The organism is Geofilum rubicundum JCM 15548 (assembly GCF_000974365.1).
Classification (GTDB): domain Bacteria; phylum Bacteroidota; class Bacteroidia; order Bacteroidales; family Marinilabiliaceae; genus Geofilum; species Geofilum rubicundum.
Genome location: NZ_BAZW01000053.1, coordinates 14,641 through 29,438 on the forward strand (window position 1 = coordinate 14,641; position 14,798 = coordinate 29,438).

General features: G+C 49.4%; 14 protein-coding genes. 3 read left to right on the forward strand and 11 right to left on the reverse strand.

The features are described 5' to 3' along the window. Positions 1-62: 62 nt before the first annotated feature. Positions 63-1,040: a mevalonate kinase family protein gene (locus JCM15548_RS16730; protein ID WP_062127798.1), complete on the reverse strand. Its 978-nt coding sequence runs from the start codon at positions 1,038-1,040 to the stop codon at positions 63-65. A 23-nt stretch (positions 1,041-1,063) separates the two neighbouring features. Continuing rightward, a complete protein-coding gene (mvaD, locus tag JCM15548_RS16735) occupies positions 1,064-2,110 on the reverse strand; it encodes a diphosphomevalonate decarboxylase (protein ID WP_062127801.1) in 1,047 nt (348 codons plus the stop codon). Between the two features lie 672 nt (positions 2,111-2,782). On the opposite strand from mvaD, the gene JCM15548_RS16740 reads away from it, so the two are divergent. Continuing rightward, positions 2,783-3,070 (forward strand): type II toxin-antitoxin system HicB family antitoxin, encoded by a 288-nt coding sequence (locus JCM15548_RS16740; RefSeq protein WP_062127803.1) that lies wholly within the window; start codon positions 2,783-2,785, stop codon positions 3,068-3,070. Continuing rightward, positions 3,066-3,188 carry a hypothetical protein gene (locus JCM15548_RS26440; RefSeq protein WP_369403713.1) on the forward strand — a complete coding sequence of 41 codons (123 nt, stop codon included), beginning with the start codon at positions 3,066-3,068 and terminating at the stop codon, positions 3,186-3,188. Before JCM15548_RS16740 ends, JCM15548_RS26440 begins: the two co-directional genes overlap by 5 nt. 44 nt (positions 3,189-3,232) lie before the next feature. On the opposite strand, the gene JCM15548_RS25775 is transcribed toward JCM15548_RS26440, so the two are convergent. From JCM15548_RS25775 to JCM15548_RS16775, 9 genes are all read right to left on the reverse strand, one after another. After that, positions 3,233-3,400, reverse strand: coding sequence for a hypothetical protein (locus tag JCM15548_RS25775; RefSeq protein ID WP_262487115.1), 168 nt, complete (start codon positions 3,398-3,400; stop codon positions 3,233-3,235). A gap of 31 nt (positions 3,401-3,431) precedes the next feature. Further along, positions 3,432-4,370 (reverse strand): GYDIA family GHMP kinase, encoded by a 939-nt coding sequence (locus JCM15548_RS16745; RefSeq protein ID WP_062127805.1) that lies wholly within the window; start codon positions 4,368-4,370, stop codon positions 3,432-3,434. Position 4,371: 1 nt separating this feature from the next. Then, the gene (locus tag JCM15548_RS16750) at positions 4,372-5,661 is read right to left on the reverse strand and encodes a hydroxymethylglutaryl-coenzyme A reductase family protein (protein ID WP_062127807.1); all 1,290 of its coding nucleotides are present in this window, start codon (positions 5,659-5,661) and stop codon (positions 4,372-4,374) included. Between the two features lie 20 nt (positions 5,662-5,681). Then, entirely contained in the window at positions 5,682-6,500 is an 819-nt protein-coding gene (locus JCM15548_RS16755) for a beta/alpha barrel domain-containing protein (protein WP_227625966.1), read from the reverse strand. Continuing rightward, positions 6,439-6,672 carry a hypothetical protein gene (locus tag JCM15548_RS24540; protein WP_227625967.1) on the reverse strand — a complete coding sequence of 78 codons (234 nt, stop codon included), beginning with the start codon at positions 6,670-6,672 and terminating at the stop codon, positions 6,439-6,441. The genes JCM15548_RS16755 and JCM15548_RS24540 overlap by 62 nt, the downstream gene beginning before the upstream one ends. A gap of 245 nt (positions 6,673-6,917) precedes the next feature. Then, positions 6,918-8,063 (reverse strand): acyl-CoA dehydrogenase family protein, encoded by a 1,146-nt coding sequence (locus JCM15548_RS16760; protein WP_062127809.1) that lies wholly within the window; start codon positions 8,061-8,063, stop codon positions 6,918-6,920. Positions 8,064-8,195: 132 nt separating this feature from the next. Beyond that, on the reverse strand, positions 8,196-10,163 hold the full coding sequence (locus JCM15548_RS16765; RefSeq protein ID WP_062127811.1) for an acetyl/propionyl/methylcrotonyl-CoA carboxylase subunit alpha: 1,968 nt from the start codon (positions 10,161-10,163) through the stop codon (positions 8,196-8,198). Continuing rightward, a complete protein-coding gene (locus JCM15548_RS16770) occupies positions 10,150-10,938 on the reverse strand; it encodes an enoyl-CoA hydratase-related protein (protein WP_062127813.1) in 789 nt (262 codons plus the stop codon). Before JCM15548_RS16770 ends, JCM15548_RS16765 begins: the two co-directional genes overlap by 14 nt. A 140-nt stretch (positions 10,939-11,078) precedes the next feature. Then, positions 11,079-12,686: a carboxyl transferase domain-containing protein gene (locus JCM15548_RS16775; protein ID WP_062127815.1), complete on the reverse strand. Its 1,608-nt coding sequence runs from the start codon at positions 12,684-12,686 to the stop codon at positions 11,079-11,081. 294 nt (positions 12,687-12,980) lie between these two features. Here JCM15548_RS16775 and JCM15548_RS16780 point away from each other — a divergent pair. Next, the coding region (locus JCM15548_RS16780; RefSeq protein ID WP_062127817.1) for a sensor histidine kinase at positions 12,981-14,798 on the forward strand (1,818 nt) is incomplete at its 3' end.

Below are 14,798 nucleotides of genomic sequence, written 5' to 3' on the forward strand. Positions count from 1 at the left end.
CATTAGTCGTTTTGTTTGCTGATATCCCTTGATAGTAGCCAACCACCAGCCTTGGTGGTTGACTATTTTATTTGGTACACGGGGATGATTTCCATGCCCTTCTCCATGAAGCGCTCCTTGACTTCCCGGTAGGCGCGGGTAAAGCCCAACACAAATCCTCCACCGCCCGAACCGCATAGCTTGAGTAAGTACTTGCCGGAGCTGAAACCATAAATCCATTCCATTTCAATAGAGGCCGGTATCATGGCGCTAAAATGAGTGGCCTGAAAAAAGGAGAGCTCTTGGAGGGTACTGGTAAACTTGTCGAGATTCCCATCGGTTAAATGCTTGATGCAGCTGTTGCTCAGGGGGATGTACTCGTCTTTCATCAGATTCAGAAATTTTTCGTCCTGGCATTTATTCATAAAATCCTCAACCAAAGGAGCCGTCTTGCCCGGTTTGCCGGTGTTCAGCAAAAAAATAGCGTCTTCTGAGGTGAGATTGTATTTGGGAATGCCCACCGGTGAAATGTTTTGCTCCTCGGTCAGCAGCAAGGGGTGTTTCATGTAACAAATAAGCGGATCAATGCCGGAACTGGTGCCATGGAACCAGGATTCCAGTACAGCCAGTTCTTTCTTGAGCTGGCGGACTTCGTTGACGTCGGACGCTCTGCGGGCCAGCGGCTTATCTTTTTTATACCGGTGGTACAGAGCTGCTACCAAGGCCCCGCTACTGCCCAGACCATAACCTTCCGGTATGGTGGATTCAAAATAGAGCCCATTGGCCAAATCACTGCCCATGCGATCGGCATCAAAATTCTCCGGCAGCCGGTCGCTTTGCGCCAATGATTGAATATAGTCGTAGTACTCGGTCAACAACATATTGCTACGTCGGGCGTAGTCCAGATCGGTGTACCTGTTTTTATTGATAAAGCCCAATGAACCATTAAAATGGGCATAGGGAATGGTTAACCCCATGGAACCCAAAATAATACTGTACTCTCCAAAAAGCATGATTTTGGAGTGAAAGGTATCGCTGTTCTGACTGTTTTCTTTCGACATATTCGTTGAATATCTGTTGTTAACTACAATTTTGCCGGTCCGCCGCCCAATTGATCATATAAAACCTGTCCCCCGGCACAAAGCGGAGCCAGTGCTTGCTCTATCCAGGGCCTGACTTTGGCTTCTTCCCATCGGGGATACAGCAGGTGGATGTTGGGACCGGCATCCATGCTAAAGCCAACGGTTAATCCGTCTATCTCACGCGCTTCCCTTATTTTGGCAATGGCTTCCAGCGAACGGGGATGCAACAGCGTATAGGAAGGGGATGAATTCATCATCAATCCGTGCAGTGTGAGCGCTTCATTTTCGGCTATTTCAAAGAATTGGGACCAATGGCCTGATTTCAGAATTTCCAGTAATTTTTCGGTGTGCTGGTGGGCTTGTTCGATGCGCGCCTCCTTAAAGGGATGCTGGTCCATCAATCCGTGTCCCGCACTGCTGCTGACCTTTTTTCTTTCCGGATCGATCAGAAGGATCGCATCCTGAATGTTTTTGAAATCGTCAGCGATTTCAAGGTCGTTCACCGGCATGGCGTACATATCCGTACTCTCCTTCATCCCAGCGTATTTCCCCCACAGCGTCCATCCCCCAAAAACGGAGCGGCAAGCACTTCCTGAGCCCAAACGGGCCAGACCGGATACCATAACCGGGTCGGGCAGGGGCGTCTCTTTTCCCAGACTGATGTTATGCAACTCGGTCAGACAAAGCGCCAAAGCGCTCATACTGCTGGCCGAGGAGGCAATGCCTGAGGAGTGGGGAAAGGTATTGGTGCTTTCGATGGTTAAATGGTGCTTGCGGATGAAAGGCAGGTAGGGACGGGTTTTCTCCAGAAATATTTCAACTTTATCATTAAAGGATTCCTTTTTTACGCCGTCCAGTGTAAAGGTGAAACCAGCTGTTTCTGCCGGCTGAGCAGAGACTTTGGTACGGGTCACCGCATTTTTAAGCGAAAAACTGATGCTGGGATTCAGCGGTTCCTGCACGCGCTGCTTGCCCCAGTATTTAACAATGGCCAGATTAGAGGGACTTTCCCATTCTACCGTGGCCGTTATATCACTGCTTCTTGTCATTTATTGCTCTTTTCATACCAAAAACCATTGGCTTTACATCTTTCCAGGTGAGAGGTTTTTCCTCCTGTACCTTTTATACCAGAGAACCTGTTTCAAAGATAGCTTAAACAGATTCTGAGTTAACGTAGAATTAAAGCAAAAGTTCAGTAATTAATACCTGTTTTGAAGTTCTGTTTAATTCCGATACTCAAAAGATTAAACAACAAAAGAAAAGAATTGTTTGAAGGGGAAAGGTAAAAATTAAAATTGCTTTTAATAGCCCATTGCCCAGCCTGGTATTTATCTTCATTGCCCGTTGTCGTTTTATTTCTCATTGCTCGGCGTAGTTTTCAACTACGTCGAATCTCATCAAACAGTTTCTTTGTGAGCAAAGCAGCACAGCCGATTATTAACTGCCATTTTTAATCCAGCATAAAATTCATCAAAGATGAATGACGCGTTCAAAAACAGGATGGCCATTGTCAGTGGTGAAATTAAATTGCCAAATAATAGGATATTTCGTATTTTTGAGATGCGGGAAAGTAACAATTAATGGAAAACCTTCAGATGATGTAACTGGTAATTTATTAAAGAGCATTGAAAAACAAGCTGGAATTGTGTTTTAATGAGTTTTTGATTGTTTATTTTTTTGAAATCCTTAAGGCTTTCTCGGTCAATTAGAAGTTAGAATTTATGGCAACAGAAGTAATTGCAAGAATTGGAAAAACAGCAAACAATTTAGCTGCTTGCGTTGAGGGGGTAGATGGGTTTTTATGTACCGCCTCGACATTAGAAAAATTACGCACTGAAATAGAGGAAGGGATTAAATTTCACATTGAAGGCCTTATGGAAGATGGGGATCCTATTCCAGCAGCCTTTAAAGGTGAATATAATATCGTTTATAAATGGGATGTTGAGAGTTTGATGCTATTACCAAGGCATCTTTACCTGGTCGGCTCTGGAACGCTTAACGGGTATTAATCAGAATCAGCTTGGGCATTATGCCGCCGGCCGGTCTAAACCACGCCCGATTCAAGCTCAAAAAATAGAACAGGCGCTTCATCGTCTCGGTCGAGAGCTACAGGAGATTTCTTTCTGAGGTCATTTTTATATGCCTATCGGCCAAGCAGTAAGGATGTGGTTTTACGCTTTCCTGTAATATTCTTTCAATTGCTGGTTGAGGCGGTGGTACTTCCAGATGCCGATGATGAGGAGGACAACGGACAGTAAAAGGGAGATGATGCCCAGATACTTGATGCTTTGAAAATCCTTGAGTTGTATGAAGGCAATAGCGGCCAGGATGAGGTGCAAAGAGGTTCTGATGTAGGCAAACAGGGTTCTTTCATTGGCCAGTTTGGTGCGAAGAAAAAAGAAGGATATCCGCCAACGGAAACAGGGTGTGGTAGCCTTTGTCGGCAAAATAGGAGCGGGCCGAGGATAAGGAGTCGGGCGTGATAAACAGAACAAAATCACCTCCCCAGGCACCCAGTGATTTGATACTGCCTATAAAGTCGGGGAAGAGGCGCTGTTGTACGGGTGTTTGATTGGTGGCCCTGGCAATGAGGGCTTCGTGTTGCTGCATCATCCTGCTAAACGTGTCCGGGTCGCTTGTCGTAGCCATTTCCCGGGTGAGGAGGGAGGCTTCATCGACGAGGGCTTGGTGCGATGTCTGCTCACTGAGAAAGCGGCGGACTTCTTGTGAGGAGGTCTGCTTTTGCTGGAGCCACACGACGCCCAGTTGATTCATGAATGGGGGATGGAAGGGAGCAGGTGTGATTTCTGGTGGCTGTGCGGGGTGCCGGCGGTAGAACAGCGGTCCGTGAGCTGTGCCACAGGCCAGGTCGTAACCGGAACCGCCAAAGGTGGCATCCATGAGGGAATAGGGATCGATTGGCAGCCACTGGGCCAACAGACTGAGCAGGGTGGAGCTGCTGCCCCAGCCCCATTGGGGGTCGAATTCCAGTTGGGTGGTGACTTGCCGGTTAATGAGTTGGGGGCCCACCACAGGGTTTTGCGCCACAACTTGTTGGAGAATGTTCTGTAGTTGCTGGGCATGGGGCGCGCTGCTGCTGCTAAGTACATTCAGGTACTTGTCAAATTGAGCATCGAACCACAATCCGGAAAGGGTATGGGCACGCCATAGCAATCCTTCTTCTGACCATGGTTCCACGGTTAGTCGCTGCCCTTTGTTGAGGGGGACGGCCAACGCCAAAGCACCTTTTAGTACCAGGTATTCGGCTGATATGAGCAGTTTTCCGCTGGCGTGATAGCTTTGTTGCATCTTATTGGGCTTTTTCCAAAAACTCCCTGACGGCTTTTTGGCTGACGGTTTGGTCTTTAAAATAGTCTTGGGCAGCGGCTTTTTGCTGTTCTGTGGCACCCAGACTGTTCAGGATATTGGATAGGTGCAATTTCATGTGGCCTTTTTGGATGCCGGTGGTGACCAGTGAGGCCACCGCACTGAAATTGTTGGCCAATCCGGCGGCAGCTGCAATACTCATGAGTTCTTCTGCCGATGGCTGTTGCAGTATTTCCATGGCTTTGGCAGCCATGGGATGCAGGCGTGTCAATCCCCCAACCGTCCCCAATGCCAATGGTACGGTCAGTGAAAAGGAAAAGTGCCCGTTGTCGCTTAGGGTGCAACTCGACAAGGAGCGGTATTGCCCGTCGCGCGCAGCATAGGCGTGACCGGCCGCTTCAACGGCGCGGAAATCATTGCCCGTGGCCAGTACCACCGCGTCAATGCCATTGTAAATGCCTTTGTTATGCGTAACGGCCCGGTGCGTGTTGTGAATGGCAATATCTACGGCCGTTTTAAACCGGTGCACAAATGATTCGATGGGAAGGCCGGCGGCGTAGGGCGCTAGCTGCTCTGCCGGACAGTCAACCGAGCAGGTCACCAGACAATCCGGTGTGTGATTGGATAAGATGGCCATGATGATGTTGGGCGGCGACAGTTTCTTTTGTGCAAAGAAGTCGAGCAACGGTTCCTTCATGCCTTCCAGACAGGAATTGATAAAGTTGGCCCCCATGCTGTCGGCCGTACTAAAAGTAACCTGCAACTGATAAATGCCGGTCATTTCTTTTTGAGGGATGACTTCAATCTGCCGTATGCCGCCTTCCCTTTGCTCCATGGAGGCTGTGAGGTGCCTAACTGCGGCTGTTAAATGCTTGCCGAGCTGGTCCTGAAGCAATAATAGCTGGTCGGGTGGTCCCGCCCATTCCAGCCATATATGGCCGACTTTCAGGGTGTTGTGAATGGTGGTTTTGAAACCACCATTCTGGGCCCAAAAGGAAGCGGCGCGTGAGGCAGCGGCGACCACTGAGCTTTCTTCAATGACCATGGGGACGACGTACCATTTTTCATCAATCAGGAAATTGGGCGCCACACCAAAGGGCATGTAATAGTTGGTGAGGGTATTTTCCGAAAAGTCGTCGAACAGAGCTTGTCTGGCAGGATGCCTGAATTCCGCCAAAGTCGCTGCCAAATCGTTATCTACTGGCAGGGAGGCGGTGAGGTGGCTGATTTTTTCCGCGCGTGACAATTTGGAGAATCCTTTGATGATTGGCATGGTATGTTTTGTTTTCTGCCTTACCTGACCCTCAAAAACTGGTCGGCCAGCAACAGGCTTTTTTCAATCTGTTTTACGAAGGTCTGCAAGGTGGGGTAGTCCTCTGTGGCATGTTTCAAAAAAGCAGATCCCATGCCGAATACGGCAGGTATCTGACTGCTTTTAACCAGTCGGTACCCATCCAAAACATTGGTGATGCCCCCTGAAATAATCAGTTGCCGGCAGCGCTGGTCGGGCGACTCCCCAACAATCTGGTTGACCATGGCCGCCATTTCTTCGGCGGTATGCCCCACCCGTCCAAAGGTGTCGAAAAGTGCCGTGTCGGTGTTGGTATGGCGGGCCAGCTCCAGCTTGGTGAAATTGGTGCCACCCAGTGCGCCAAACTCAATGGCTTCGATGGGCAGTTTTAGCAGGGCTTTCAGACTTTCAGGACCCATGCCCTGGCCGACTTCCTTCACAATGACTTTCAGCTGTGTCTGCTCCAAAAAGGCCTGGATGGTCTCGATGGGCGCCGCTGCCAGGAGGTCGCCTTCCGGCTGAAAGGCTTCCTGTAAGGGGTTGACGTGTATGATGATGCCATCGGCCTGCAGGCGCTGCACCATTTCGTCAATCTTGTCGGTGCTGCCCGCTTGAATCATGCGCTCCAACTGGGCAATGCCCAGATTGGCAAAAAAAGGCACATCCTCTCCCAAAATGGGACGCACATCAAAATCGGGCAGATATTTATCATCCTCCAACAGAATACGACATGATCCCAGTCCCATGCCCAAACCAAATTCAGCGCATGCCTGTGCCAGGTTCCGGTTGATTTTTCCGGCCAGAGCTGTGCCACCCGTCATGCTTGAAATCCAGACCGGCAGGCGCATACTTTTTCCCAAAAAAGAAAAGGGCTGTGGCTTGTGGCTGGGGTGCGGCGACAATAAGCTCATAAAAGAAATGGCCATTGGCCTCAGCGGCTTCAACGCGCGATTGAAAAGCAAGGTCTATATGGTCTTTTTTTCTGTCTTCCATTTAGTTGATAGGTTGATGCTTCACTGTTCTAAAAAATAAAAGTACTGAATATTCCGTATAAGTCCACTAATTGCTGCAATTAGACGAATAGGAGATAGGCGTAGTTTTAAACTACGCCCAGCTTGAATGAATTGTTTTTCCACAGTAAGCACCGAACGTTACAAATTTTTATATTTAATCTTTAATTCGTTTAATTCGCGTAATTAGTGGACACTTCTTTTTTTTCATTTAATTAGCGGACCACCTCACACGCCCAATCCCCTCGAAATCACCAACCTTAAAATCTCAGAGGTGCCTTCACCGATTTGCAGCAGGCGCTGGTCGCGGTAGAAGCGCTCAATGGGGTTGTCCTTGAAGAGACCGGAACCGCCAAAAACCTGCACAGCCTCATCGGCCACTTCACGGGCAATTTCAGAGGTATACAGTTTGGCAATGGCCGCCTCGCGTGAGTAGGGCTGTCCGTTATCCTTCAGCCAGCAGGCTTTGTAAAGGGTGTTACGCGCCAACTCTAGTTTCATGTCCATGTCGGCCAGCTTAAAGCTGATGGCCTGGTTGCGGCCGATGGGTTTGCCGAACTGCTTTCTTTGTCCCGCATGCTTCACCGCCATTTCAAAAGCACCCTGGGCCAGTCCCAGCCCCATGGCAGCCACGGAGAGGCGACCGCCATCCAGTGTTTTGAGCATGTAGCGGGCGCCCTGTCCCTCTTCGCCCAACAGATTGTCGAGGGGTACGCGGCAGTCATTCAGGTAGATGCGGGCCGTATCGGCGGCGCGCCACATCATTTTGCCGAGCATGCGCTGGGTTTCAAATCCGGGCGTGCCCTTCTCCACCAACAGAGTGGTGAGCTTGGGCTGACCGCTGCCGGTTTGCGTCATCACCTGCAAGGTAACACCCAGCGTAATGGGGGTGGAAGCGTTGGTGATGTAGCGTTTGGAGCCGTTGATGACCCACTCGTTACCTTCCCGCACAGCGGTTGTTTCGGTGCCTCGGGCATCGGAACCGGCATTCTCCTCAGTGAGGCCAAAAGCCCAAAGTTTTTCGCCGGTGGTCAACTGAGGCAGGTATTTGTCTTTCTGTTCCTGAGTGCCATAATCGAGGATGGGCACTAAGCCCAGACTGTTATGCGCCACCACGGTGGCGGCCTGCGAGCTGTCTACGCGCGACAATTCTTCCACGGCTATGATGTACGAAAGGGTGTCGAGCCCTTTTCCGCCATATTGCTGGGGGATGTTGATGCCAAAAATGCCGGCATCGCCCATTTTTTTGGTGAGTTCTACCGAAAAGGCCTCTTCTTCGTCCAATCGGGCCGCTTCCGGTGCAATGACTTGTTCGGCAAATTCTCTGATCTCGCGCCTCAGTTTTTCGTGCTTCTCGTTTAGTAAGGGGTCCATATGGTTTTCTAATAGTTTAAGTTAATAGGGTTGATGGGGTTGATAGGGTTAATTGGGGTTGATTGGGTCAATAGGGCAATGGGGTTAATAGGGTTGATGGGGGTGATAGGGCATTGGGTTGATGGGTTTGGGTCAATTGCTGTTTTCAATATCAATTAAAATGTCGTTGGCTTTAACTTGTTGACCGACTGAGGTCAATACTTTGGTAACAATGCCTCCATGAAGGGCATTGAGGTGGTTTTCCATCTTCATGGCTTCCAGAATAACCAATGAATCCCCTGCCGCGATTAGATCGCCCGGCTGTACCCTGACTTCGATAATTTTGCCTGGTATGGGGGCTTTGATTTGGCTGGCACTTTGGTTGGCGTTTTTGCTGGCGTTATTGCCAGGGTTTACGCGTACCGGTTGTATGGTCCAAACCTGTGGTCGGCTCTCCAGAATGAGTGGTTCACCCGGTATAAAAACCCAATTGAGGACAAATGGTTCGCCGGCCACTGAGAAAAATAGCTGGGAAGTATTCAAGCGGGCATCATCAATGATATAGCGGTTTTTATGGTTGATAACGATTTGGATGGAAGAACCCTTGGCCTGCCATTCGATATTAAAAGTCTCGTTGTTGACTTCCAAGGCGGTGGACTGCGCAACGCGCCAAAAACCCAGTTGATGCCACACCACATCTCCCTTTGGCTTGTGTAACAAGCGGTGTAACAAGGCTGCTACAGCAATTATTTCAGGATGTATGAGCAGGTCGGGCTGGTAGTTGTGGCGTTCACAAAAACCGGTCGTTGTGCGTCCTTCCAGAAAAACGTTACTGTGATAGACGGTGCTCAGATAATGAATGTTGTTGATGCTGCCGGTCAGTTGTGTTTGCTCTAAGGCTTTGATTTGTTTGGCGATGGCGCCTTCCCGGGTGGGGGCATGGGTAATGATTTTCGCCATCATGGGATCAAAATCAGGTCGAATGTCCACCGCCTGACTGAACCAGGTGTCGGTCCGCGCCAAATCACCGGAAGGCCATTGAACATGGGCCACATGGCCGGGTGCCGGTCTGAAGTCATGCAAAGGATCTTCGGCATAAATGCGGCTTTCTATGGCATGGCCATGTATGGCGAGGTCGTCCTGACCAAAGGGTAGTGGCAAGCCCATGGCGATGTTGAGCTGATGCTCAACCATGTCCAGTCCGGTAATACTTTCAGTGACCGGGTGCTCCACCTGCAGTCGGGTGTTCATCTCCAAAAAATAGTGATGGCCGGCATCATCCATCAAAAACTCAACCGTACCGGCATTGTAATAGCCAATGGCCTTGCACAGCCGGAGGGCATCACGGGTCAGCTCCTGCCTTTTTTCGGGAGTGATGTTCACACTGGGGGCTTCTTCAATTATTTTCTGATAGCGACGCTGTATGCTGCATTCCCGCTCAAAGAGATGGACCAAATGGCCGTGTTGATCGCCCAACACCTGCACTTCTATGTGGTGCGGATTCTCAATGTATTGCTCTACATAAATGGTGCCGTCGCCAAAGTAGTTGGCCGCCTCACGGGCGGTCTGCGGCAATTTCTCTACCAGATCATCGGGGTGGTTGATTTTGACCATGCCCTTGCCTCCACCACCGGCAGCTGCTTTTATCAAGAGGGGGTAGGGCAGGGATGTGCTTTTGGCCAGCAATTCTTCTACAGAGCCTTGCAGCGATTGGGTAATGGGGACGTTGTGACTGGCCGCTATTTCCCGGGCAGTAATTTTATGGCCCATTTGATCAATGGCGCTGGCGGAGGGACCGATGAACAGCAATCCGGCCTGCTCTGTTTTTTCGGCAAAGCGGGCGTTTTCCGACAGGAAGCCATAGCCGGGATGGATGGCATCGGCGCCATGGCGCAAGGCCAGAGAGATGATGGCATCGGCATTCAGATAGGTCTCTGCCAGTGACGAACCATGGATAAAGGCTGGCTCGTCGGCTACCGTTTCGGGTTCCGCCGGGGTGGTCAGACCAATGGTGGTGATGCCCATCCTATGGGCCGTACGATGAATGCGAACGGCGATCTCTCCTCTGTTGGCTATCAGTAATCGCCTGATGGGGCGATATGTTATTTTATTGTTTGTCATTCCAGTTGGCTTTACGTTTTTCGAAGAAGGCACTCACACCCTCCTGTCCGTCGTCCGACATTCGTGCCTCAGCAATGAGTCGGGCACAATGCTCTTGTACTTCTTCGTTGATAGGAACAAGGGAATTCCCCAATCGGTTCACCAGTTCTTTGGTCTGCCGTAAGGCTGAGGGACTGTTTTTGGCCATTTTGGTGGCCAGTTCGCGGGTTTTAACCGACAAGTTTTCTTCAGGAAAGAGAAAATTGACCAGTTGGATCTGGTGGGCTTCGGTACCTGAAAACTCACTGGCTGTGAGCATGAGCTGTTTGGACAGCGGCAGACCAATGCGCTTAACGATGTAAGGGGCGATGGTGGCCGGGATGAGTCCCAGCCGGACTTCGCTAAAAAGAAATTGCGCTGTGGGGGTGGTTGTTACCATGTCGGCACAGGCCACCAGTCCAAGGGCGCCGCCGTAGGCGCCTTTGTCTACGCGCAGTATAATGGGTTTGGGGTAGCTGTCCATTTTCTCAAACAGTCGGTTAAAGAGTCGCGCATCCGCCAGATTCTCCTCCATGGTCTGACCGGCCCCCGCCTTCATCCACTCCAAATCAGCCCCGGCACAGAAAAAACCTCCTTTACCGCTTATAACAAGCACTTTAAACTGAGAGGTTTGTGCCGTTTCCTCAAAAAAGCGGGTCAATTCAACCACCAGACCCTTGCTCAGCGCATTACGCTTCTCGGGACGATTCAACTCCAGGTAACAAACCCCCTCACCAAATTTCTTTATAAGCGCCATATTTCTCAAATTACATCATTATCACTGAACTCTATCCGTTTCGCAACGTCCCGCCCTGCGGGATTCCGCTGCGCTTCACCTCTCCACCTAATCACCCCCATCAACCCTATCTACCCTCCTAACCCCATCAACCCTTCTTCTTACATCCTAAACACCCCATACCTCGGCTCCTTAAACGGCGCATTAAGCGAAGTTTCAATGGCCATGGCCAGAATATCCCGGGTGTGAACGGGATCAATAACGCCATCGTCCCACAGGCGCGAGGTGCTGTACCAGGGTGAGCCTTCCTGCTCATACTTTTCAAAAATGGAGGATTCTATCTTTTTGAGTTCCGCATCCTCCACTTCACCACCCTTGGCGGCAGCCTGATCTTTTTTGAGCGTCATTAAAACCTGAGCTGCTTGTCGGGCCCCCATCACAGAAATTCTTGCGTTGGGCCACATAAACAGCAAGCGGGGATTGTAGGCCCTGCCGCCCATGGCATAGTTGCCGGCCCCATACGAGCCACCTATCAGTACTGTGAAAAATGGCACGGATGCATTGGCCAGTGCATGAACCATTTTGGCGCCATCCTTGGCAATGCCGCCCTGTTCATATTCTTTTCCCACCATGAAACCGGTAATGTTTTGCAAAAATATCATGGGAATGCCCCGTGCGTTGCAAAGCTCAATAAAGTGGGTGCCTTTAAGGGCTGATTGTGAAAACAGAATGCCATTATTGGCGAGGATGCCCACCTGGTAGCCATGGATTCTGGCAAAGCCGGTCACCAGGGTATTGCCGTAATTCTTTTTAAACTCCTGAAATTGACCCCCATCAATGAGGCGAAGAATGATTTCCCGCACATCGGGCCAGGGCTGTCCCTGTGTGGGAATCAATTCATAGAGTTCTTCGGACGGATGAATGGGGGGAACGGCCGCTGTCCGGTCCAGTATTTGCTTGGGCGCACGTGGCAAATTTTTAAAGATATCCCTGCAAATGGCGAGGGCATGCGCATCATCTTCAGCGAGGTGATCAGCCACCCCCGAAATGGATGTGTGTACCTCCGCACCTCCGAGTTCTTCGGCGGTGACTTCTTCCCCTGTGGCGGCCTTGACCAAAGGTGGTCCGGCCAGAAAAATGGTGCCTTGATTACGGACAATAATGGTTTCATCGCTCATGGCCGGTATGTAGGCGCCACCGGCTGTACAGGAGCCCATGACGATGGCTATTTGCGGAATGCCGGCGGCCGACATGCGGGCCTGATTAAAAAATATGCGTCCAAAATCATCTTTGTCGGGAAACACGCTGGCCTGTTCCGGAAGGAAAATACCGCCTGAATCTACCAGGTAGACGCAGGGCAGTCGGTTTTCTTCCGCGATTTCCTGCGCCCGTAGGTGTTTTTTTATGGTTTCGTGGATATAGGTGCCGCCTTTCACGGTGGCGTCATTGGCCACAATCATCACTTCCCGGCCGTTGATGAGACCGATGCCTGTGACGATACCGGCCGAGGGAAAGGTATCCTGGTACTGACCAATGGCTGCAAGTGGAGACAGCTCCAGAAAGGGCGTGCCGGCATCGACCAGTTGGTCGATGCGATCGTGGACCAATAATTTGCCTCTGGCCGTGTGCTTTTCGCGCATTTTATGGGGGCCACCAAGAGCTGCCTGCCTCAGTTTACCAAGCAGCTCGTCGGCCAGTTGCTGATTGCTTTCTAACCTGGATTTTTGAACATCTGACTGTCCATTTATATTTTTTGTTGAACTTGACATGCTATAAAGTTAAACCTTTTCTCTTAAAACCGATATTTGAAAGAAAGGTTTAAATGGAGAGGGTGTTTTTTGGGGAGGCGACGTAGTTGAAAACTACGCCGAGCGCTACAACAAACTACGCCGAGCGCTACAACAAATTACGCCGCTCGCTACAACAAATTACGCCGCTCGCGACAACAAACGATGCTGACACTGCAACAAATTACGCCTGGCACCGTATCAGATTTGGCCCGTTGGGTGTATTGGCCAAAGGTTTTTTGTTAATTTGGCAGTCTTATTCGATCGACCGGTTTTATGAAAATGCAATTCTTTTTTGTGGCTTTATTTATTGTTCAGCAATTGTTTAGTATTAACGCTTTGTCCGAACAGTATAAAATATTATATATCAATTCCTATCACAGTGGGTATTCATGGACGGATGACGTTACCGATGGCGTATCGTCCCATTTCAGCGAGCGGGATTCATTTCTTGTCCATACCGAGTTTTTGGATGGGCTCAGGCATCCGCCCGACGAAGCTGAAGCCTGGTTTTTGCCCTATCTCGCTCAAAAATATCAAAATGCCCGGTTCGATATAATCATTGCCTCTGATAATTCCGCCTTGGATCTGGTACTGAATAACGACCAGTATTTTTTGTTTAAAGAGGTTCCGGTGATTTTTTGCGGCATATCCAACCCGGAGGTTTATCCGCTTGAAGAACGCGATTTGTATGGGGTTAAGGAGGTAGATATGTTTGTGGCTTCCTTTGACATCATGCGACATCTATATCCGGATTTCTCAAAGGTCTATTTTCTGGTTGACCGGACGGTTACCGGAAGTGTTTATCGTAGCAGTGCAGAAGAAGTGATTCAGCGGCACCCCGATTATGAGCTGGTTGTTGTCGATTCCGTTTACTATGAGACCGTTGACTCCTTAGTGAGGAGTTTTCTGGAGGAGGATGCTGTGATTTTTTATCAGGGTATCAATCTGGATGGGGCTGGCGATCCCTTAGACAATATGGCCATGGCGCGCATGGTTTCTGAAAATGCCCGTATTCCTGTGTTTTCGAGCTATGCCATTGATATGGCTGGTGCTTTGGGAGGATTGTTTTCGAGCGGGTTTGAACATGGTGTGTTGTGTGCTCAATTGGCTGAGAAAAGGGTAAAGGGACTTCCCATCGATCAGCGGGTTCACATTCCGCCCATGGAAGGAATTTTTGACTATTCAAAGTTGATGAAATATAACATCAATCCTGACCTGATACCTTTGGGGTCCCAAATACGAAATAAACCTGAAACAATTTGGTCCCGCTACAGAAATTTAATTATTGGCAATTTAGTGGTAATAGGGCTGTTGCTGTTATCGGTTATCCTATTGATACGCTACAATGCCTCCCAATCAAAAGCCAAGGCCTTACTCGAAAAAGCCATGGAGAAGGCTTATGAATCGGATCGGATAAAAGGGGCATTTTTGGCCAATGTATCCCATGAACTGCGGACACCGCTCAACGCCATTTGTGGTTTTTCTGAATTGGTGAAGGTGGAATTGGAGGACAGTCAATTGTCTGAATACGTAGAGGTTATCCACAAAAATTCTGATTTGCTGGCCCGCCTGGTGAACGACTTGCTGGACATTTCTTTAATCGATGCCGATGCCATGGTGGTTAATAAACGAAACACCAATTTGGAGGTCTTGTTTGCTTCTCTTTTGCAACAAGCCCAATCGGCTTTAAAAATCAAGGGCAAAGATCATATTTCTGTGGAATTAAAAATCAATTCGGATTATAAAAATGTTAGTACGGACGAATTCCGGGTTTGCCAAATTATGTTGAATTATATTGGCAATGCGGTAAAATACACGGAAACAGGAAAAATTGTTATCGGGTTTGACCATATTTCTACTTTGGCCAATGATTTGGATTTAGCTCATTATGGTAGCTCATACCTGGTGCTTTTTGTAAAAGATACCGGCATTGGGATTGATCCTGAAAATACCCCTCTGGTGTTTGAGCGCTTCCGGTCAGTTGATTCAAAATATGTGAGTCAGCATGGCGGTTTTGGGTTGGGGCTTAACATATCCAAAAACTTGGCGGAGCTTTTGGGCGGAGAGGTTTTTGTCAGAAGTGAGAAGGGG

What these genes read in the sequence shown, in the direction of transcription:
- JCM15548_RS24540 (WP_227625967.1), bottom strand. Translation starts at nt 6,672, where the DNA reads ATGGAAGACAGAAAAAAAGACCATATAGACCTTGCTTTTCAATCGCGC.
- JCM15548_RS16750 (WP_062127807.1), bottom strand. Translation starts at nt 5,661, where the DNA reads ATGCCAATCATCAAAGGATTCTCCAAATTGTCACGCGCGGAAAAAATC.
- JCM15548_RS16730 (WP_062127798.1), bottom strand. Translation starts at nt 1,040, where the DNA reads ATGTCGAAAGAAAACAGTCAGAACAGCGATACCTTTCACTCCAAAATC.
- JCM15548_RS16760 (WP_062127809.1), bottom strand. Translation starts at nt 8,063, where the DNA reads ATGGACCCCTTACTAAACGAGAAGCACGAAAAACTGAGGCGCGAGATC.
- JCM15548_RS16765 (WP_062127811.1), bottom strand. Translation starts at nt 10,163, where the DNA reads ATGACAAACAATAAAATAACATATCGCCCCATCAGGCGATTACTGATA.
- JCM15548_RS16770 (WP_062127813.1), bottom strand. Translation starts at nt 10,938, where the DNA reads ATGGCGCTTATAAAGAAATTTGGTGAGGGGGTTTGTTACCTGGAGTTG.
- JCM15548_RS16745 (WP_062127805.1), bottom strand. Translation starts at nt 4,370, where the DNA reads ATGCAACAAAGCTATCACGCCAGCGGAAAACTGCTCATATCAGCCGAA.
- JCM15548_RS16740 (WP_062127803.1), top strand. Translation starts at nt 2,783, where the DNA reads ATGGCAACAGAAGTAATTGCAAGAATTGGAAAAACAGCAAACAATTTA.
- JCM15548_RS16755 (WP_227625966.1), bottom strand. Translation starts at nt 6,500, where the DNA reads ATGACGGGTGGCACAGCTCTGGCCGGAAAAATCAACCGGAACCTGGCA.
- JCM15548_RS16775 (WP_062127815.1), bottom strand. Translation starts at nt 12,686, where the DNA reads ATGTCAAGTTCAACAAAAAATATAAATGGACAGTCAGATGTTCAAAAA.
- mvaD (WP_062127801.1), bottom strand. Translation starts at nt 2,110, where the DNA reads ATGACAAGAAGCAGTGATATAACGGCCACGGTAGAATGGGAAAGTCCC.